Raw genomic sequence first — 18,406 nt, 5'->3', positions numbered from 1 at the left:
GCCGCGGGGCTCAGCTGTGCGGGTGCGGGTGCGTCCGCTCGAGCGCGGCGCCCTCCAGGTCGACGTCCAGCAGGAGCCGGTCGAGCCAGCGGGGGAGCCACCAGGCGGAGCGGCCGAGCAGGTGCATCAGCGCCGGCATCAGCAGCATCCGCACGACGAACGCGTCGAGCAGGACGCCGAAGGCGAGGCCGAAGCCCATCGAGCGGATGATGGTCGACTCCGAGAAGATGAAGCCGCCGAAGACCGCCACCATGATCAGCGCCGCGGCGATCACGACCGCCTTGCCGGCCTGGAAGCCCTGGGCGACGGCGAGCCGCGCGTTCGCGCCGTGCACGTAGGCCTCGCGCATCCCCGAGGCGAGGAACAGCTGGTAGTCCATCGCCAGCCCGAACAGGATCCCGACCAGGATCACCGGCAGGAAGCTCAGGATCGGCCCGGTCGAGTGCAGTCCGATCAGATCGGCGCCCCAGCCGAACTGGAAGACCGCGACGATCAGCCCGTAGGTCGCGAAGAGCGACAGGATGAAGCCGCCCGTCGCGATCAGCGGCACGAGGAGCGAGCGGAACACCAGGATCATGATCAGCAGCGAGAGTCCGACGACGACCGCGAGATAGGTCGGCAGGACGTCGTTCAGCCCCTCGGAGATGTCGATGTTGGTGGCCGCCTGGCCGGCGACGCCGAGGACGATGTCGTCGTCGACCGGCGGCAGCGCGCGCAGGTCCTGCACGAGAGCCTCGGTCGAGGCACTGTTCGGGCCGTCGGTCGGCAGCACCTGGAAGGCGAGCAGGGTGCCGTCCTCGGAGGCGGCGACGGGCGCCACCGCGACGACGTCGTCCTGCTCGGCGATGGTGCGGGCGACGTCGACCTGGGTGGCGAGCAGCGCGTCGTCGGCGACCCCGCCGGGGACCGTCGCGGTGACGAGCAGCGGGCCGTTGGCTCCGGCGCCGAACTCGTCGCCGACGATCTCGAAGGTGCGGGCGCTCGTGGAGCCCTCCGGCTCGCTCGCGCCGTCCGGCAGGCCGAGGCGCATCGAGAGCGCGGGGATCGCGATGACGAGGAGCACGGCGACGGTGCCGACGACGGTGAGGACCGCGCGCAGGGTCGACATCGGCGCGACCGTCTTCGCCGCCGCGTGGTGCACGACGGCCGTGCGGGCCTTGCGGCGCAGCAGCCGGGTGCCGAGCAGTCCGAGGATCGCCGGGGCGAGGGTGACCGCGATCAGCACGGCGACCGCGACGCAGACCGCGCCGACCGTCCCCATCAGGCCCAGGAACGGGATGCCGGTGACGTTGAGGGCGAGCAGCGCGACGACGACGGTCGAGCCGGCGAAGACGACGGCGGTGCCGGAGGTGCCGTTGGCGAGGCCGATCGACTCCCGCACCTCGACGCCCGAGAGCAGCTGCTTGCGGTGCCGGTTGACGATGAAGAGGGAGTAGTCGATCCCGACCGCGAGACCGAGCATCACGCCGAGGACCGGGGTGACCGAGGCCATGTCGATGACGCCGGAGAAGGAGAGCGAGGCGGTGACGCCGACGCCGACGCCGACGAGCGCGGTGACGATCGGGAGCGCGGCCGCGACGAGCGAGCCGAGCATCACGATCAGCACCACGCCGGCGAAGACGAGGCCGATCGCCTCGCCGACGCCGAAGATCTGCGGGACGCCCTGGGCGAGGTCGGTCGCGAAGCTGACGTCGGCCCCGGCGACCGGCGCGGACTCGAAGTGGTCGATGACGCCCTGCTTGACCTCCTCCGGGAGCTCGAGGCGCGGCTCGGTGAAGGAGACGTTGACGATGGCGGTCGAGCCGTCCGCCGAGACGACGCCGATGCCGTCCGCGAGGGCGAGGAGCTCCTCGCCCTGGTCGAGCGGGGCCGCGCCGGCCTCGAGCTCGGTGCGCGAGGCGTCGAGGGCGGCCTGCTGCGCGGTGAGCTCGGCCTGCTGCGCGTCGAGCGTGGCGAGCTGCTCGGCCGGGATGCCCGCGGCGACGGCCTGCTCGCGGGCCGCGGTGAGCTGCGCCTGCCCCGCGTCGAGCTGGGCCTGCCCGGCGTCGAGCTGCTCCTGGCCGGCCTGCAGCTGGGCCCGGCCGTCGGCGAGCTGCTGCGCGCCGTCGAGCTGCGACTGGCGCGCGGCGAAGGGATCGACGACCGCGGCGACGCCCTCCAGATCGGCGGCAGAGGCGGCCAGCGCGGAGATCGCCGACTCCTGCTCCGCCGTCAGCGCCGAGCCGTCGGCACTGCGGTAGACGACGGTGCCCGTGCCGCCGGCGGTGTCGGGCAGCTTCTCGGCCAGCTGGTCGGTGACGGCGCCGGACGCGGTGCCGGGGATGTCGAAGCTGTTGGTCAGCGAGCCGCCGACCGCGAGGAAGGCGCCCACGGAGACTCCGAGGATCACGACCCAGGCGACGATCACCGCCCACGCGCGACGAGCGGCGAAGGTGCCCAGACGGAAGAGCAGGGAGGCCAAGAGAGCTCCAGACGAGAGGCGGTGGCAGTGGTCGCTAGATCATACGGTACGTCTCGTCTAGCGTCGCTGTACGCTCGTCGCATGACGGAGCATCGGAGCGGACCCGTCCGCAGCGCCGCGGCCCGCGAGTCGGTCCTCGAGGCGACCGCGCGGCTGTTCCTGCGGCGGGGCTGGGATCACCTCACGATGGAGGGCATCGCGAAGGACGCCGGGGTCTCCAAGCAGACCGTCTACCGGTGGTGGCCCTCCCGCGGCGCGCTGATCGCGGACTGCATGATCGAGGGCCGGCTCGTGGCGATCGAGGTGCAGCTCCCGGACACCGGCGACCTCCGCCGCGATCTCGGGGTCTGGCTCGCGCCGATCCTGGAGCTCGCGGGCACGGAGACGGGCGCGTCGCTCGTCCGCTCGCTGATCGCGGCCGGCGCGGAGGACGCCGCGGTGGGGGAGCGCCTGGGCCGCGCGTTCGGCGTCGACCAGACGCTCTCGGACCGCTTCGCGAAGGCCGTCGAGGCCGGGCAGCTGCCGGCCGACGCCCCGGTCGACGAGCTGGGGCTCTCGATCCTCGGGGCGATCGTCCTGCCCGTCGTCGGGCGCCGGCCGCTGGTCGCGGCGTCCGTGCTCGGGCACGTCGACTTCCTGCTCCGGCCGCGCGGCTGAGGCGACGGCCGGAGCAGGGTCACTTCACGATCAGGCCCGAGATCAGGCCCAGGCCCAGGAGGCGAGGACCGACTCGGCGACGGCCTCGCGCTGGTCGTCGTCCACGGTGGGGCTGAAGGAGAAGGTGACGACGTAGGTCTGCCCGTCGTCGGTGACGTAGTACTGCTCGACGGCGTAGGTGGTGCCCGACGCGGTGAGGTTCGCGCTGAGGTGCGCGGATTCGGCTCCCGCGACGACGACGCGGTCGTTCGCCTCGACGTCGGTGGCCCCGGCGTTCTCGAGCTCGGTGACCCCGGCGCCCTCGACCTGCTCGGCGGAGACCTCGCCGGCGGGGCTCAGCACGACGTTCACGTTGTCGGCGAAGCCGTCGGTGTCGGTCAGATCGGCGGCGAGGGTGTCCGCGCCCATGGTCGCGGGGTCGGCGTCGGGGGCGCCCCAGCCCTCGGGCACGGAGTAGGAGTAGCCGTCGCCGGAGATCGTGTCGCCGGTCGCCGCGGCGGTGTCGATCGTGTCGGCGTCGCTGCCGGAGTCGCCGGCGGGGGAGGAGCAGCCGGCGAGGAGGACGAGGAGGGCGGCTGCGGTGGCGGTGGTGGCGGTGGCGCCGAGGCGCGCGGGAGCGCCGTGGCGCGTGATTCGTGACATCCCGCCACGCTAGCGACGGCGCTCGGCCCGCCGCATCCCCCTCGCCGGGGAGGACGGCGCCACGACTACGCTGGTGGCCCTATGGCATCCGACAGCGAACCCTCCGTCACCCTCACCGATCCTCTCGAGGAGCGCCTGCGCGCCCAGGTCGCCCGCGAGGGCGAGCGCGCGGTCGCCCTGCGCTCGGCCGCGCTGCTGACCGGCGGCTACGAGGGCGAGGCGTTCCTGCTCACCGTCGGCGGCGAGCACGCGGCGGGCGTCCTGCAGGGTGCGCCCTCGCTGTACTGGCCCGAGCTCTGGGGCGCGCGCGCCCTGCTCTACGTCTGGGACGACACCGCGGCCGATGCGGTCGTCGCCGGCCTGGCCAACCCGGCCTGGCGCGTCCGCGAGATGTGCGCGCGGGTCTGCGCCGAGCGGGTCATCGGCGGGCAGAAGAAGCTCGCGCGGCTCACCACGGACGAGCACGCGCGGGTGCGCGCGGCCGGCGCCCGGGCCCTGGTCGCCGCGGCCGTCGCCGGGATCGGCTCGGGACGCGACGCGAAGGGCGAGTTCGCGGCGAGCGTCGAGCAGACCCTGACCGCGATGCTCCGCGACCCCGACAAGGACGTGCGCCGCGACGTGCGGGCCTCGCTGGATCTGCTCCGCGACGCGCGCCGCTGACTCCTCCCGGAGCCGCGGGTCAGCCGCCGACGGTCGAGCCGAAGCCGGACTTGCCCGTGCCGCCGAAGCCGCCGGCGAGCGTCGCCTTCGTGCCCGGCGTCGATCCGGCCGGCGCCTTCTGCACCACGTCGGGCTGCGTCGCGCCGCGCGCCGCGAAGCCGCCCGTCGTGACCGGCGCCCAGCTCGTCGCGCGGGTCGAGTTCCAGCGCGAGGACGCGAAGATCAGCGGGCCGATCCAGTAGCCGCCGGCGTAGTGGCCGCGGTACTCGTCGGTCGCCTCGCAGAGCTGCTCCGGATCGTCGCCGACCTCCTCGCCCTGGGCCTGCAGCTGCGCGATCTGCTCCCGGACGTCCGCCAGGCAGTCCTCCCGGCTCGCGTAGACCGGGCGCTCGGCGTTCTCGGGGATGACGTAGTCCTGGCCGTCGGCCCCGGTGGTGACGACGCCGTCGGTGGAGGGGCTCGCGGAGTTGAGCGCGACCGCGAGGCCGAGCACGCCGACCGCGACGACGCCGCCGATGACGAGGCCGCGGCGCTTGGAGGCGATGCCGCTGATGCCGACGTCGCCGGAGCGGCGCCGGGTGCGGGTGGTGCCCGGGTCGCCGGCGGGGGAGTCCTCGGGGGCGTCCTGGGGCCGGTCGTCGGGGGTGGTCATCGCATCTCCTCGTCCTGCGGGCGGGTCGCCCGCGTGTCCTGGGCCCGCGTGTCCTGGGGTCGCGCGTCCTGCGGGCGCGCGCTCTCGGGGTGGCCGAAGGCGGGCTGCTCGATGAAGTGCGGCACGAACTCCGCCAGGTCGCCCGTGATCGGGCCGCCGGTCTCGCGGACGTCGATGCCGGCCGGCGTCTCGCCGACGATCCAGCTGCCGATCACCACCGTCCGGCCGTCGATGCGGGCGAGGTCGGCGAGGGCCTGGTGCACGAAGCCCTCCTCGCCGTAGGCGCCGCCGTTCTCCGCGACGACCGCGCCGTCGGCGTCGAGGATCGTGACGTTCGCGCCCTCGCGGCCGAGCCGGGGCTTGCGCACCTGCGCCGTGGCGGTCAGCGGCTCGACGGAGGCGGGGAGCAGGTTCGGGTGATCGGGGAACAGCTCCCAGAGCACCACGAGCAGCTGCTTGTTGCTGAGCAGCAGCTTCCAGGCCGGCTCGACCCAGCGGGTGCGCTCGCGGCGGTCGAGCAGCAGCCCGCCGAACTGCTCGCCGAGCATCCACTCCCACGGGTAGAGCTTGAAGATCCGGCGGATCGGCTCGCCGTCGGCGTCGAGGAAGCCCGCGCCGTCGAGCTCGTAGCGGATGTCCTCCACGAAGATCAGCTTCGGGTCGAAGCCGGCCTGGGCGGCGGTCTCGGCCATGTAGGCGACGGTGTCCGCGTCCTCGACGATCAGCTCGCCGTCGCCGGAGTCGTGCAGCGAGGCGAGGTGCAGCCGCGCGCCCTCGTCGAGGCGCCAGCGGTCGACGCGGAGGTGCCGCCACTGCTCGACGAGCTGCTCGTGCAGGCTGTTGAACTGGTCGGCCTCGGGCCCGCGGGTCTCCTCTAGCCACTGCCACTGGGCGGCGGCCGTCTCGACCAGCGAGGTCGGGGTGTCGGCGTTGAACTCGAGCAGCTTCACCGCGCGGTCGCCGTCGTAGGCGAGGTCGAACCGCCCGTAGACCGTCGGATCGTCCTCGTCCCAGGAGGTCCGGACGAGCTCGTGGAAGCGCTCCGGAATGCCGAACTCGGCGAAGCGACCGGCGCGGACGACGTGCTCGCAGGCGTCCATGCAGCGGTCGAAGAGCTCCTGGGTCGCCGTCTCGAGCAGCTCGATCTCGGCGGGCGTGAAGCCGTAGGCCGCGGACTCGTTCCAGTAGGGCCGGCCGCCCTCGGAGGGGAGGTCGTAGAAGCTGAAGCCGACCTCGTCGCAGCGGGCGCGCCAGTCGGGACGCGGGGTCAGGCTGTGTCTGCGCATGGGGGAGTCAGTCTACGACCGGCCTCCGACACTCCCTCGGGTCAGAGGTAGTCGACGCCGTAGAGGTCGTCGTAGTCGGGCGCCGTGTCCGAGTGCGGCGACGTCGGGAGCGGCGCCTCGTCGTGCAGCTCGAGCACGACCGAGCTCGTCGCGGTGAGCAGGACCTCGACCTGACCGCCGAGAACCGTCGTGAGGGAGAGGAACGCCGGGGCGGCGCGCATCGCCTCGAGCACGGCCTGCTTCGTCCGCTCCATCGTCGCGTCCGCGGCGAGCAGATAGGTCCGCTCGGACACCGTCACCTGCAGCATCGTTCCTCCGTCTCGTGCGGTCTCTCGGCCCGAGCCCTCAGAGTACGGAGCGGAGCGGATCGGGATGACCGCGTTGACCCGCCGACGACTGTCGGGTAGGACGCGGGCGCGGGGGCGGTGCCAGCGCGGGCCGGCCGCCGAGATCCTCATGCGCTGTCCCGCCACTCGGGCCACGGCGTGACGACGGTCATCGGGTCCGCGGCGCCCGCACCGCCCGGCGCGAGCAGCTCCGACAGCCGCAGCGCCGCCGCGCGCGCGATGAGCGACCGGTCGATGGCGAGCGAGGTGAGACTCGGGAGCATCGCCGCGCCCAGACTGAGGCCGTCGATGCCGGCGATGCGGACGTCGCGGGGGACCTTCAGCCCGAGCCGGCTCGCGCGCTGCAGGGCGCCGAGCGCCATCATGTCGTTGAACGCGATGACGGCGTCGACCTCGGGGTGCGCGGCGATCAGCTCGCCGAAGGCGTCGGCTCCACCGGCGATGGTCTCGTCGCCGGCGGTGACCAGCACGGCCTCGCCGGGCTCGAGGCACTCCTCGAACCGCAGCCGGCGCGCGCTCGGGGCGTACTCGTCCGGCTCGGCGTGGTCGATCATCCCGATGGTGCGCGCCCCGCGCTCGCGCAGTCCGTCGACGAGCGCGCGCATCCCGGGGGCGAAGTCGACGGCGATCGCGTGCACGCCGGGCAGCTCGGCGTCGCGCTCGATCAGCAGGACCGGCACGCCGCGCGCCGCCCGGCGGATCGACTCGAGGCTCTCGCGGGCGAGGTAGCCGACGATGACGTCCACCTGGGCGGCGAGGTCGGCCACGATCTGCTGCTCGGACTCGTTCGTCTCGGCGACGACGACGACCTGCCAGCCGCGCGCGGCGAACTCCTCGAGCAGATCGGCGGCGAGCTCGGTGTAGTACGGGTTCCGCAGCGAGGTGATCACGAGGCCGACCGCGATGCTCTTCTGCCGGGCCATGTTGGCGGCGAAGCGGCTGGGGACGTAGCCCAGGGCCTCGCTCGCGGCGAGCACCCGCTCGCGGGTCGCGGCGCTGATCTCGGACATGCCGTTCATCGCGCGCGTGACCGTCTGCCGCGAGACGCCGGCCTCGCGGGCGACGTCGCGGATGGTCGCGCGGCGACCGGGTAGCTCTCTCGGCGGACGAGGAGGCGTCGGCGCTTCGCCGGAGCGGTCCACGGCGGCCCTCACTTTCTCAGTCTCGTCTGGCAACATGTATGTGACGACAACGCGTCACGTCTTCGGCGACATCCGCCTTGACAGGTCGACGGCCGCCAGCTTAGCGTGTGGGCACTCGTGGTCCGTGACCGTTCACGTGAACGGTCACGGACCCTGCGACCCCGTGCCGCTCACCCTTCGATGGAGAAGAACACCATGCCCCTCGTCACGAACACCCTGGTCCGGCGATCACTCGCCGGAGCGACTGCTCTCGCGCTGACGGCGAGCCTGGCGGCCTGCACCGACGGCGGTTCCGCCGACGACGGCGCCGTCGACGTCCTGATCGCGCAGAGCACGGCGCAGGTGCCGGTCGGCGAGACCGCCTGGGCGGCCGCGCTCGCGGAGGAGACGGGCTGCACCGTGAACTGGAACACGATCGACGACACCGCGTGGAACCAGCAGAAGAACCCCTCGCTCGCCGCGGGGGACGTGCCGGACATCGCTCTCCGTGCCGTCGGCTCCAACGACGCGGTGCAGTACCCCGGCCTCTTCGAGGACATCGCTCCGCACCTCGACGACCTCCCGAACGTGCAGCGGTTTCTCGAGGAGAAGCCCGACGCGCGCCGGCTGGTCGAGAACGAGAGCGGCGAGATCCACTCCCTCTCCTCCTCCCGGGGCACCGGCTACCGCGGGTCCGGCCAGCACATGATGATCAACCGGGCCTGGCTCGAGCGGCTCGGCCTCGAGGTCCCGAGGACCTGGGACGAGCTGACCGCGGTGCTCGAGGCGTTCAAGACGCAGGACCCGAACGGCAACGGGCAGGCCGATGAGATCCCCTTCAACATCCGCCGGCTCGAGACCGGCGGGTTCGGCTGGTACAGCCCGTTCCTGCTGCTGAACTCGACCGGTGTCGTGACGTCGTTCAACAAGGGTCCGTCGGCCCAGGGGATCCACGTCTCCGACGGGAAGGTCGCCAACTTCCTCGTCTCGGACGAGTACCGGCAGGTCGTCGGCTACCTGCACGAGCTCCTGGCCGCCGGACTCGTGCCCGCGGATGCGCTCACCAAGGACGACTCGGCCTACTACGCGGATCAGAAGGGCGACGGGCAGAACGCGCGGACCGGCGTGATCTTCGGCTGGTCGCTCGCCGACTTCGGTGATCTCCGCGACCAGTACGTCGCGATGCCCGCTCCCGCGGCGTCCGCGAGCACGCCGCCCGAGGACGTGGTCTGGGACGGCTCCGACAACGAGTACGAGGGCGGGAAGCTCGCCGTCTCGGCCGCAGCGGCCGGCGACGAGTGCGTCTGGAAGGTCGTCGACGCGCTCTACAGCGAGAAGTACTCGATCCAGCAGTTCACCGGGTCGATCCCGGAGTACGTGACCGACGACGGCGGCAGCACCTACACGGTGACCGAGGCCTACCGGGCGGCCGTCGCGGACGGACGCGACCCGGCGCTCGCCGATCGCCTCGCCGGCTGGATTCCGGACTCCGTCACGCTGAACGGCGACTGGAACCGCGACGACCTGCGAGAGGTGGACGACGTCTACGCCGAGCAGTACTCGCACTACGACCACGTGCGGGACGTGATGCCCGACTACGTCCGCCTCTCCGCCGAGGACGCGATCGTCGCCGCGAACAACGACACCGCCGTGCTCAACTACGCCCTGCAGAAGACGTCGCAGTGGATCGCGGAGGGCGGGGTCGACGGCGAGTGGGACGAGTACGTCGCCCAGCTGGAGTCGATCGGCCTCGCGCAGAACGTCGAGCTCTGGCAGAAGGCCTACGACCTGTACACCGCGGCCTCATGACGCGGACGGCTCCCGCGCCGGTCGCAGCCCTGCGCAGCGTCCGTCACCACTGGCAGCTCTGGCTGATGGTGCTGCCGGCGCTGGTCCTCACCGTCGTCTTCGCGTACGTGCCGCTCTACGGACTGCAGCTCGCCTTCCGGAAGTACGTCCCCGCCCTGGGGCTGAGCGGCGGCGAGTGGGTCGGCTTCGACTACTTCGTGCAGTTCTTCGAGTCGCCGCTGTTCTCGACGATCGTGCTGAACACCGTGCAGATCAGCCTCTGGACGCTCGCGATGGGATTCGTCGCCCCGATCGTCCTGGCGCTGCTGATCAACCAGATCAGCGCCGGCCGCCTGAAGAGCTTCGTGCAGACGATCACCTACATGCCGCACTTCATCTCGGTCGTGGTGATCGTCGCGATGATCAACATCTTCCTGCGGCCGGAGAACGGGCTGCTGGGCCGGTTCCTGCCGGGACAGAATCTGCTCGCTGAGCCGGACGCCTTCTCGACGATCTACTGGGTCAGCGAGGTCTGGCAGCACTGCGGCTGGAACGCGATCATCTACCTCGCCGCGCTGTCCACCGTCGACACCTCGCTCTACGAGGCCGCGAAGATCGACGGCGCCGGGCGCCTGAGGCTCATCCGCTACGTCGACATCCCGACGATCCTGCCGACCGCGGCGATCCTGCTCATCCTCAACATGGGCTCGGTGCTGAGCGTCGGCTTCGAGAAGGTCTACCTGATGCAGAACGCGCTCAATCTGTCCTCCGCGGAGGTCATCGCCACCTACACCTACAAGATCGGCATCCTCAGCAACCAGTTCTCGTACTCCACCGCCATCGGCCTCTTCAACACGATGATCAACTTCGCCCTGCTGATCCTGGCCAACCACCTCGCCAAGCGCGCCACGGGTTCCAGTGTCTTCTGAGCAGCGAGGACCGATCATGACCCGTACCCTCGGCGGGGCCGCCGCGCCGCGCCGCCGACGTCGGTCGGTGCCGAAGCGGCCGCTCGACCGGCTGATCGACGTCGTCGCCGGCCTCCTGATCGCGATCGTCGTGCTCGCCGTGCTCTATCCGCTCTGGTTCATCGTGGTCGCCTCGTTCTCGGACCCGGGCGCGGTCTCCTCCGGGCGGCTCGCGCTGATCCCGGAGGGCTTCCGGCTCTCCGGCTACGAGCGGCTGCTGCAGGACGAGCGGATCTGGAACGGCTACCGCAACTCCGTCGTCTACGCCGTCCTCGGCACCGCGCTGAACCTGCTCGTCACGATCCCGGCGGCGTTCGCGCTCTCGCGGCCCGAGTTCCGGCCGCGGCGGGTGCTGCTCCTGGCGTTCGCGGTCACGCTGTTCTTCTCGGGCGGGCTGATCCCGAACTACCTGCTCTACCGCGACCTCGGGCTGCTGAACTCGATGTGGGTGTTCGTCCTCCCCGGCGCCCTCAGCGTCTTCAACCTCATCATCGCCCGCTCGTTCTTCGAGACCTCGATTCCCGAGGAGCTGCACGACGCGGCCCGCATCGACGGGGTGACCTACCTCGGCTTCTTCCTGCGGATCGTGCTCCCGCTGTCCGCGGCGATCATCGCCGTGATCGGGCTGTACTACTTCGTCGGGCACTGGAACGACTACTTCACCGGGCTGGTCTTCGTCCGGGACGCGTCGCTCCTGCCGCTGCAGAACGTGCTGCAGAGCATCCTGCTCGCGAACCAGTCGGTCGCGGGCCAGGGCGGCAGCGGCGGGCAGTCCGCGCAGCAGCTGCAGGAGACCGCCGACCAGATCAAGTACGGCGTGATCATCGTCTCGACGCTGCCGCTGCTCGTGCTCTACCCGTTCCTGCAGAAGTACTTCAACAAGGGCGTGCTGGTCGGGGCGGTGAAGGGCTGATGGCGTCGCTCGCCGAGCGCTACGAGGCGGCCTGCCGGGTCGTGCTGCTGATCGTGGTCGTCTCGGCGGCGATGCTCGTCTTCACCCTGCGCGGCGCGGTGGTCGCCGGGTTCTTCCCCTCGGTGGCCGCCGCGCACGCCGTCCACCGCGCCCGGCTGCTCGACGCCGACGGGTCGTGGTCGCTCCGGCGCACCGTCTCGACGTTCGCGCGGTCCTGGCGGGAGGAGTTCCCGCGGGCCAACCTGCCGGGCTTCGCGCTGCTCGGCGTCGGCGCGGTCCTCTGGGTCGACCACCGGATCCTCGGCGGCCAGGAGGTCGACGGCGTCGGCGTGGCGGTGACCGGCGTGCTCCTCGTGGTGTCCGTGCTTTTCGCGCTGTTCGCCGTCGTGTTCTGGGTGGTGCGGGCGCATTTCGCGGAGCGGACGCGCTGGCAGCTGCGGACAGCGGCGCTGCTCCTGCTCGCGAGGCCGCTCTGCACCCTGATGCTCGCGGCGGTGCTGTTCCTGCTGCTGGCGCTCGCGACGAGCGCCCCGGTGCTCGGGCTCGCCGCCGCCGGGGCCGTCCTCCCGTTCGCCGCGACGGCCGTCGTCCACGCCTTCGGCCGGCTGCCCGGCTTCACTCGCTCCCCGTCCCGGCAGTGAGGGACAGGGGGCGCGGCGTCCCGTTCATGCTGGTCGAGTAGCCCCGCAGGGGCGTATCGAGACCCGCCTTCGTCAGCAGGGCGGTCTGCAGACCCGTCCTTCTGACGCCGGTGGATCTCGATACGCCCGCTGCGCGGGCTACTCGATCAGCATGCAGTCGCCCGACCGAGAGGGTGACCTCTCCTGAAGGGCCCGCCGTCAGAAGCGGGGCGGCAGCGCGGCGAGCAGCTTGTCGGGCTGCACCGGCAGGTCGCGGACGCGGACGCCCGTGGCGTGGAAGACCGCGTTCGCCACCGCCGCGGCGGTACCCACGTTGCCGATCTCGCCGATGCCCTTGCCGCCCATCGGCGCGAGGTGCGGATCGACCTCGTCCAGCCACTCCGCCCGGAGGTCGACCACGTCGGCGTTGGCCGCCACGTGGTAGGTCGCGAAGTCGTGGTTGGCGTAGTCGCCGAGCAGCGGGTCGAGGGCGCCGTGCTCGTGCAGCGCCATCGACAGCCCCATCGTCATGCCGCCGAGGAACTGCGAGCGCGCGGTGCGCGGGTTGAGGATCCGGCCCGCGGCGAAGACGCCGAGCATCCGCGGCACCTGGATCTCGCCGGAGTCGAGGTCGACCCGCGCCTCGACGAAGTGCGCGCCGTAGGCGTAGCGGGCGTACTCGCCCATCCCGGCGACGTCCTCCGTGGTGTCGACGACGACCTCGAGCCCCTCCGGCGGCAGCGGCTGCCCGTCGGCGAGCAGGGCGAGCAGGCGGTGGCAGGCCTTGGTGACGGCCCAGCCCCAGGAGCCGGTGCCCGAGGAGCCGCCGGCGACCGGTCCCTGCGGCAGCGCGCTGTCGGCGATGACGATCTCGATCCGGTCGACCGGCACGTCCAGCGCGTCGGCCGCGACCTGGGTCAGCACCGTGCGGGCGCCCTGGCCGATGTCGGTCGCGTTCACCGCGACGACGAAGCGGCCGCCGGGCAGCGCGGTGGCGCGCGCCCCGCTCGGCGAGGTGAGGACGGGGTAGGTGGCGCCGGCGACTCCGGTGCCGACGAGCCAGCGGCCGCGGCGGTCGACGCCGGCCCGCGGATCGCGATCCTCCCAGCCGAACAGCTCCGCTCCTCGGCGGAAGCAGTCGAGGTAGTGCCGGCTGGAGAAGGGCGAGCCAGAGTCGGGGTCGACGTCCGGCTCGTTGCGCACCCGCAGCTCGATCGGGTCGATGCCGGCGGCGACCGCGAGCTCGTCCATCGCCGATTCGAGCGCGTACATGCCGGGGCACTCGCCGGGGGCGCGCATCCAGCGGGGCGTCGGCACGTCGAGCGCCGCGACCCGGTGGGTGACCAACCGGTTCGGCGCCGCGTAGAGGTGACGGGTGGCCTCGCCGGTCTGCTCGGCGAACTCCTGGATCGTGGAGGTGTGGGAGAACGCCTCGTGCGCGATCGCGGTGAGCCGCCCCTCCGCATCGGCGGCGAGCCGGACGCGCGAGATCGTCGGCGTCCGGTAGCCGGCCAGCGCGAACATCATCTGCCGGGTGTACGCGATCTTGATCGGCCGTCCCGTGATGATCGCCGCCATCGTCGCGAGGACGACGTTCGGCCGCGGCGAGCCCTTGGAGCCGAAGCCGCCGCCGACGTGCTCGCTGCGCACCCGGATCACGGCGGGATCGAGCGAGAACAGCGTCGCCAGAGTCGACTGCACCGAGCTCGTGCCCTGCGAGGAGTCGAGGACGTCGAGCCGCCCGTCGGCCCAGGTGACGACCGAGGCGTGCGGCTCCATCGGCGAGTTGAACAGCGCCGGGGTGGAGTAGCGCGCGTCGATCGAGACGGCCGCCGCCGCGATCGCCGTGTCGACGTCGCCCTCGGAGCTGTCGGTCGGGAAGCCGGCGTTGACCTGCTCCGGCGCGTAGAGCTTGGGCTGGTCCTCGGTGAGCACGACGTCGGTCCCGGAGTCGACGTACTCGACGCGCAGAGCGGCGGCGGCGTCTCGGGCCGTCTCGAGCGTGTCGGCGAGGACGAGCGCGATCACCTGGCCGCGGTAGGCGACCGCGTGCGACTGCAGCACCTGCAGCTCGCCGTCGTCCGCGTCCTCGAGCGGCAGCGCGGAGTCGGGGGTGATCACCGAGTGCACTCCCGGCAGCGCGAGCACGGCGTCGAGATCGAGGTGCTTCACCATGCCCGTCGCGACGGCCGCCTGCACGGGCCAGGCGTGCAGCAGTCCCTCCGGTGAGTGCTCGAAGGCGTAGCGGGCCGCGCCGGTGACCTTGTCGCGGCCCTCGAGGCGGGCGAGTGGAGTTCCGAGCGCGGTCATGCCGCCGCCTCCTCGTCCAGTCCGGCGAGCTCGGCCAGGACGCCGACGATCAGCCGCCGGAGCAGCGGGACCTTGAAGGCGTTCTGCTCGGTCGGCGTCGCGGCGGCGAGCTCCGCCTCCGCCGCCCGCGTGAACGCCTCGACGGTCGCGGGGCCGCCGCGGAGCAGGTCCTCCGCTATGCGGGCGCGCCAGGGGGCGTGCGCGACCGCGCCGAGGGCGAGGCGGACGTCGGTCACGGTCCCGTCGGTCACCTCGAGCGCGGCGGCGACCGAGCCGAGAGCGAAGGCGTAGGAGCGGCGGTCGCGGGCCTTGCGGTAGGTCGAGGTCGCGGCGAAGGGGAGCGGAGGCAGCTCGACCGCCGTGATCAGGGCGCCGGTCGGCAGGTCGGTGTCGCGCTCGGGGTGCTCGCCGGGGAGACGGTAGAAGTCGGTGATCGGCAGGCTCGACGGCCCGTCGACGGTCGCGAAGCGGATCACGGCGTCGAGCGCGGTGAGCGCGACGGCCATGTCGCCGGGATGGGTCGCGATGCAGAGGTGACCGGGGTCGACGTCGGTGGCGATGCCGAGGATCGCGAGCTCGCGGGAGACGCCCGTCAGCGCGGAGCAGCCGGTGCCCGGCTCGCGCTTGTTGCACGGCTTCGAGACGTCGGTGAAGGAGGTGCAGCGGGTGCGCTGCAGCAGGTTCCCGGCGGTCGAGGCCTGGTTGCGCAGCTGGCCGGAGGCGCCGGCGAGCAGGGCACGGCTGAGGGCCGGGTAGCGGCGGCGGACCAGCGGGTTCGCGGCGAGGTCGCTGTTCGCGACTCCGGCGCCGATCAGGAGGCCGCCCTCGGGTGTCTCCTCGACGCCGCCGAAGTCGACCCGGCTGACGTCGACGAGTGCGGCGGGGCGCTCGACGCCGAGCTTCATCAGGTCGACGAGGTTGGTGCCGCCGGCGAGCGGCCTCGCCTCGGGCGACGCGGCGAGCAGGCGCACGGCGTCGGCGACGTCCGCGGCCCGCTGGTACTCGAAGGTCCTCATCGCGCGGTCTCCGTCTCGCTCGGGTGCGTGCAGGTGTCGGCGTGCACCTGGGCGTCGTGGACGGCGGGCACGATGTTCGCGTAGGCGCCGCAGCGGCAGAGGTTGCCACTCATCCGCTCGCGCACCTCCTCGTCGTCGAGCACGACGTCACCGAGCACGGCGTCACCGAGCACGACGTGGGCGGCGTCGAGCTCGGCAGTGACGTGGCTGGGCATGCCCGCGCGCGCCTCGGCGAGCATCCCGACCACTGAGCAGATCTGCCCCGGGGTGCAGTAGCCGCACTGGTAGGCGTCGCGCTCGAGGAACGCCCGCTGCACCGGATGCAGAGTCTCGCCGTCGGCCAGGCCCTCGATCGTGGTGACCTCGCGGCCGTCGACCGACACCGCCAGCACGAGGCAGCTGTTGGTCCGGCGCCCGTCGAGCAGCACGGTGCAGGCGCCGCACTGGCCGTGATCGCAGCCCTTCTTCGAGCCGATGAGATCGAGCCGCTCCCGGAGCAGGTCGAGGAGGGTGGTGCGGTTGTCGACCTCGACCGCCCTCGGCTCGCCGTTGACGGTGACGTCGATCGCCGTCGACGGCACCGGCCTGGTCTCGCTGCGCTGCGCCATGCGTGAAAGCTACCCGCGGGAGAGGACGCGGGAGGGGGCCCTTCTCGGGCAGGCTGCGGAGGGCTACCCTCCGCCCGGGGCGGGGTGCGCCGGGTAGAGGGCGATCGCCTCCGGATCGATCACGAAGTCGACCTCGTCGCCGATCCCCGCGCCGAGGGCCGCGAGCTGCGCGGGCGAGAGGTCGGCCGCGATGCCGGCGGCGCGCACCCGGACCAGGTCGCCGCGTCGCTCCAGATCGCGGATCCGGGCGCGGACGCGGTTCGCGCCGGGCGCTCCCGGGGAGACCGGCGACACCGACACGGAGGCGGGCCGGAACGCGGCCGCTGCCCGTACGCCCGGGGTGACGGTGCCGGCCGCGCGTAGCTCCACGCCGTCGTCGGTCCGCAGCCCGGTGCCGGTCGCGGTGCCGGTCGCCGTGCCGACGAGCAGATTGAGCGCCGCGAGCTCGGCCGTGAACGGGCTCTGCGGCCGCTCCAGCACCTCGTGGGTCGGGCCGTTCTCGATCACCCGCCCGTCGTGCAGCACCACGACGCGGTCGGCGAGCGTGTAGGCGTCGAGGACGTCGTGGGTGATCAGGATCGTGGTCCGCCCCGGCAGCACGCGGCGCAGCATCCGCCGCAGCAGTGGCGCGACCGAGACGTCCAGCGCCGCCATCGGCTCGTCGAGCAGCAGCAGCTCCGGGCTCGGCGCGAGCGCGCGGGCCAGGGCCACCCGCTGCGCCTGACCGCCCGAGAGCTGCGCCGGACGGCGGTCGGCGAGGTCGACCGCGTCGACGGCCTCGAGCCAGGTGCGCGCGGTCCCGACCGCGGCGGACCGGCCAGAACCGGTGCTCCGCGGACCGAACGCGACGTTGTCGAGCACGCTGAGGTGCGGGAAGAGCAGCGGGTCCTGGGCGAGCAGGGCGATCCGGCGGCGGTGCGGCGGCAGGTGCAGGCGGCGGGCGGAGTCGAACAGGGTCACTCCGGCGAGGGTCGCGCGCCCGTCGTCGGCGCGGAGGAGACCGGCGAGCAGCCCGACGAGCGTCGACTTGCCCGCGCCGTTCGGGCCGAGGACCGCCGTGGTCGTCCCCGCCTCGACCCGCAGCGCGATGTCGAAGCCGCGGGCGTGCAGCCGCGCGTCGATCTCGAGCGTCACGGGCGCGCCTCCACTCGGGCGGCGCGGGGCCGGCGGTGCGCCAGCCCGATCACGAGCATCGCGACGACGACCAGCACCAGGGAGAGGGCGACCGCGGCGTCCGGATCCGTCTCGCGCTGCAGGTAGATCTCGAGCGGGAGGGTCCGCGTCACGCCCTGCAGGCTGCCGGCGAAGGTGAGCGTCGCGCCGAACTCGCCGAGCGCGCGGGCGAAGGAGAGGATCGCACCGGACAGGAGCCCGGGCAGGATCAGCGGCAGGGTGACCCGGCGCAGCACGGTCGAGGGCCGGGCGCCGAGGGTCGCCGCGACGCTCTCGTAGCGATCACCGGCCGAGCGGAGCGCCCCCTCGAGGCTGAGCACCAGGAACGGCAGCGCCACGAAGGTCTGCGCGAGGATCACCGCGGTGGTGGAGAACGCGATCCGGATCCCGAGCGCCTCGAGGGCACCGCCGAGCAGGCCGAGCCGGCCGAAGGTGTAGAGCAGGGCGATGCCGCCGACCACCGGGGGCAGCACGAGCGGCAGCAGCACGAGCGCGCGCACGAGCCCCTGGCCGGGGAAGGAGGTCCGGGCGAGCGTCAGTGCCATCGGCACGCCGATCACGATGCAGAGCAGGGTCGCCACTCCGGCGGTGCGCAGGCTGAGCAGGAGCGCGGCGATCGAGGAGTCGGAGGTGACCAGCGGGACGAACCCGGCCCAGTCGACGCGGGTGAGGATGCCGATCAGCGGCAGCAGGACGAAGGCGCCGCCGACCGCCGCGACGGCGACGACCCAGCGGGGGACTCCTGCAGAGCGCGTCACGCCTTCCCGTTCGGCGTCTCCACGACGACCATGGTCGCCTTGACGATCGCGATCGCGGGCGAGCCCGGCTCGAGGCCGAGCTCGCGGACGGCCTCGGCGGACATCAGCGAGACGACGCGGTGCGGGCCGCACTGCAGCTCGACCTGGGCCATCACGGTGTCCGAGACGACCTCGGTGACGATGCCGACGAAGCGGTTGCGCGCCGAGCGGCCCACCTCGCTCGGGTCGACGGGGAGGATCGCGTTCTGCCGGGCGAGCCTGGCGAGGTCGAGCCCCTCGACGACGCTGCGGCCGGAGGCGTCCTTGCTGCTCGCGAGGGTGCCGTTCTCGATCCAGCGGCGGACGGTGTCGTCGCTCACGCCGAGGTAGTCGGCGGCGTTCTTGATCCGGATCTGCGGCATGGGAGCCATCGTAGAGCCGATTCGG

18 protein-coding genes are annotated in these 18,406 nt (G+C 72.6%); 6 read left to right on the top strand and 12 right to left on the bottom strand.

Annotated elements, in window-relative coordinates:
* Positions 1-10: 10 nt before the first annotated feature.
* Positions 11-2,461, bottom strand: a complete 2,451-nt coding sequence (locus HQQ86_RS19950) for an MMPL family transporter (RefSeq protein WP_173290335.1) — start codon at positions 2,459-2,461, stop codon at positions 11-13.
* An 81-nt stretch (positions 2,462-2,542) separates the two neighbouring features.
* Here HQQ86_RS19950 and HQQ86_RS19945 point away from each other — a divergent pair, with 81 nt between their 5' ends.
* The gene (locus HQQ86_RS19945) at positions 2,543-3,118 is read left to right on the top strand and encodes a TetR/AcrR family transcriptional regulator (RefSeq protein WP_173290333.1); all 576 of its coding nucleotides are present in this window, start codon (positions 2,543-2,545) and stop codon (positions 3,116-3,118) included.
* Positions 3,119-3,160: 42 nt separating this feature from the next.
* On the opposite strand, the gene HQQ86_RS19940 is transcribed toward HQQ86_RS19945, so the two are convergent.
* Complete coding sequence (locus HQQ86_RS19940; RefSeq protein WP_173290331.1) at positions 3,161-3,760, bottom strand: hypothetical protein; 600 nt, start codon at positions 3,758-3,760, stop codon at positions 3,161-3,163.
* A gap of 81 nt (positions 3,761-3,841) precedes the next feature.
* On the opposite strand from HQQ86_RS19940, the gene HQQ86_RS19935 reads away from it, so the two are divergent.
* Positions 3,842-4,420: a HEAT repeat domain-containing protein gene (locus HQQ86_RS19935; RefSeq protein ID WP_254072220.1), complete on the top strand. Its 579-nt coding sequence runs from the start codon at positions 3,842-3,844 to the stop codon at positions 4,418-4,420.
* Between the two features lie 19 nt (positions 4,421-4,439).
* On the opposite strand, the gene HQQ86_RS19930 is transcribed toward HQQ86_RS19935, so the two are convergent.
* From HQQ86_RS19930 to HQQ86_RS19915, 4 genes are all read right to left on the bottom strand, one after another.
* Complete coding sequence (locus tag HQQ86_RS19930; RefSeq protein WP_173290329.1) at positions 4,440-5,072, bottom strand: hypothetical protein; 633 nt, start codon at positions 5,070-5,072, stop codon at positions 4,440-4,442.
* Entirely contained in the window at positions 5,069-6,358 is a 1,290-nt protein-coding gene (locus tag HQQ86_RS19925; RefSeq protein WP_173290327.1) for a glutathionylspermidine synthase family protein, read from the bottom strand. The genes HQQ86_RS19930 and HQQ86_RS19925 overlap by 4 nt, the downstream gene beginning before the upstream one ends.
* Before the next feature lie 41 nt (positions 6,359-6,399).
* Entirely contained in the window at positions 6,400-6,666 is a 267-nt protein-coding gene (locus HQQ86_RS19920; RefSeq protein WP_173290326.1) for a hypothetical protein, read from the bottom strand.
* 146 nt (positions 6,667-6,812) lie between these two features.
* Entirely contained in the window at positions 6,813-7,859 is a 1,047-nt protein-coding gene (locus HQQ86_RS19915) for a LacI family DNA-binding transcriptional regulator (RefSeq protein ID WP_173290324.1), read from the bottom strand.
* Positions 7,860-8,042: 183 nt separating this feature from the next.
* On the opposite strand from HQQ86_RS19915, the gene HQQ86_RS19910 reads away from it, so the two are divergent.
* Genes HQQ86_RS19910 through HQQ86_RS19895 form a run of 4 tightly spaced genes read left to right on the top strand, consistent with a single transcriptional unit; the run spans position 8,043 to position 12,136 of the window.
* Entirely contained in the window at positions 8,043-9,635 is a 1,593-nt protein-coding gene (locus tag HQQ86_RS19910; RefSeq protein ID WP_216845657.1) for an extracellular solute-binding protein, read from the top strand.
* On the top strand, positions 9,632-10,543 hold the full coding sequence (locus tag HQQ86_RS19905) for a sugar ABC transporter permease (protein ID WP_173290322.1): 912 nt from the start codon (positions 9,632-9,634) through the stop codon (positions 10,541-10,543). Before HQQ86_RS19910 ends, HQQ86_RS19905 begins: the two co-directional genes overlap by 4 nt.
* A 16-nt stretch (positions 10,544-10,559) precedes the next feature.
* Positions 10,560-11,495, top strand: a complete 936-nt coding sequence (locus tag HQQ86_RS19900; protein WP_173290320.1) for a carbohydrate ABC transporter permease — start codon at positions 10,560-10,562, stop codon at positions 11,493-11,495.
* A complete protein-coding gene (locus tag HQQ86_RS19895) occupies positions 11,495-12,136 on the top strand; it encodes a DUF624 domain-containing protein (RefSeq protein ID WP_173290317.1) in 642 nt (213 codons plus the stop codon). Before HQQ86_RS19900 ends, HQQ86_RS19895 begins: the two co-directional genes overlap by 1 nt.
* A 198-nt stretch (positions 12,137-12,334) precedes the next feature.
* On the opposite strand, the gene HQQ86_RS19890 is transcribed toward HQQ86_RS19895, so the two are convergent.
* The 6 genes from HQQ86_RS19890 to HQQ86_RS19865 all read right to left on the bottom strand — a co-directional run bounded on the left by HQQ86_RS19890 (position 12,335) and on the right by HQQ86_RS19865 (position 18,381).
* The gene (locus HQQ86_RS19890) at positions 12,335-14,425 is read right to left on the bottom strand and encodes a xanthine dehydrogenase family protein molybdopterin-binding subunit (protein ID WP_173290315.1); all 2,091 of its coding nucleotides are present in this window, start codon (positions 14,423-14,425) and stop codon (positions 12,335-12,337) included.
* A complete protein-coding gene (locus HQQ86_RS19885) occupies positions 14,422-15,441 on the bottom strand; it encodes a xanthine dehydrogenase family protein subunit M (RefSeq protein WP_173290313.1) in 1,020 nt (339 codons plus the stop codon). The genes HQQ86_RS19890 and HQQ86_RS19885 overlap by 4 nt, the downstream gene beginning before the upstream one ends.
* Entirely contained in the window at positions 15,438-16,049 is a 612-nt protein-coding gene (locus HQQ86_RS19880) for a 2Fe-2S iron-sulfur cluster-binding protein (RefSeq protein WP_173290311.1), read from the bottom strand. Before HQQ86_RS19880 ends, HQQ86_RS19885 begins: the two co-directional genes overlap by 4 nt.
* Positions 16,050-16,112: 63 nt before the next feature.
* The gene (locus HQQ86_RS19875) at positions 16,113-17,183 is read right to left on the bottom strand and encodes an ABC transporter ATP-binding protein (RefSeq protein ID WP_173290309.1); all 1,071 of its coding nucleotides are present in this window, start codon (positions 17,181-17,183) and stop codon (positions 16,113-16,115) included.
* Positions 17,180-17,980, bottom strand: coding sequence for an ABC transporter permease (locus HQQ86_RS19870; protein ID WP_173290307.1), 801 nt, complete (start codon positions 17,978-17,980; stop codon positions 17,180-17,182). The genes HQQ86_RS19875 and HQQ86_RS19870 overlap by 4 nt, the downstream gene beginning before the upstream one ends.
* Positions 17,977-18,381 carry a molybdopterin-binding protein gene (locus HQQ86_RS19865; protein ID WP_123737136.1) on the bottom strand — a complete coding sequence of 135 codons (405 nt, stop codon included), beginning with the start codon at positions 18,379-18,381 and terminating at the stop codon, positions 17,977-17,979. Before HQQ86_RS19865 ends, HQQ86_RS19870 begins: the two co-directional genes overlap by 4 nt.
* Positions 18,382-18,406: the final 25 nt, after the last annotated feature.

The organism is Rathayibacter sp. VKM Ac-2857 (assembly GCF_013205025.1).
Lineage (GTDB): Bacteria > Actinomycetota > Actinomycetes > Actinomycetales > Microbacteriaceae > Rathayibacter.
Note: the sequence above shows the minus strand (reverse complement) of the source record. Positions and strands in the feature narration are given on the sequence as shown.

Excerpts from the sequence above, each read along its gene's own strand:
- HQQ86_RS19895 (WP_173290317.1), top strand. The coding sequence starts at position 11,495 with ATGGCGTCGCTCGCCGAGCGCTACGAGGCGGCCTGCCGGGTCGTGCTG.
- HQQ86_RS19935 (WP_254072220.1), top strand. The coding sequence starts at position 3,842 with ATGGCATCCGACAGCGAACCCTCCGTCACCCTCACCGATCCTCTCGAG.
- HQQ86_RS19910 (WP_216845657.1), top strand. The coding sequence starts at position 8,043 with ATGCCCCTCGTCACGAACACCCTGGTCCGGCGATCACTCGCCGGAGCG.
- HQQ86_RS19905 (WP_173290322.1), top strand. The coding sequence starts at position 9,632 with ATGACGCGGACGGCTCCCGCGCCGGTCGCAGCCCTGCGCAGCGTCCGT.
- HQQ86_RS19930 (WP_173290329.1), bottom strand. The coding sequence starts at position 5,072 with ATGACCACCCCCGACGACCGGCCCCAGGACGCCCCCGAGGACTCCCCC.
- HQQ86_RS19880 (WP_173290311.1), bottom strand. The coding sequence starts at position 16,049 with ATGGCGCAGCGCAGCGAGACCAGGCCGGTGCCGTCGACGGCGATCGAC.
- HQQ86_RS19890 (WP_173290315.1), bottom strand. The coding sequence starts at position 14,425 with ATGACCGCGCTCGGAACTCCACTCGCCCGCCTCGAGGGCCGCGACAAG.
- HQQ86_RS19865 (WP_123737136.1), bottom strand. The coding sequence starts at position 18,381 with ATGCCGCAGATCCGGATCAAGAACGCCGCCGACTACCTCGGCGTGAGC.
- HQQ86_RS19940 (WP_173290331.1), bottom strand. The coding sequence starts at position 3,760 with ATGTCACGAATCACGCGCCACGGCGCTCCCGCGCGCCTCGGCGCCACC.
- HQQ86_RS19925 (WP_173290327.1), bottom strand. The coding sequence starts at position 6,358 with ATGCGCAGACACAGCCTGACCCCGCGTCCCGACTGGCGCGCCCGCTGC.
- HQQ86_RS19885 (WP_173290313.1), bottom strand. The coding sequence starts at position 15,441 with ATGAGGACCTTCGAGTACCAGCGGGCCGCGGACGTCGCCGACGCCGTG.
- HQQ86_RS19945 (WP_173290333.1), top strand. The coding sequence starts at position 2,543 with ATGACGGAGCATCGGAGCGGACCCGTCCGCAGCGCCGCGGCCCGCGAG.
- HQQ86_RS19920 (WP_173290326.1), bottom strand. The coding sequence starts at position 6,666 with ATGCTGCAGGTGACGGTGTCCGAGCGGACCTATCTGCTCGCCGCGGAC.
- HQQ86_RS19900 (WP_173290320.1), top strand. The coding sequence starts at position 10,560 with ATGACCCGTACCCTCGGCGGGGCCGCCGCGCCGCGCCGCCGACGTCGG.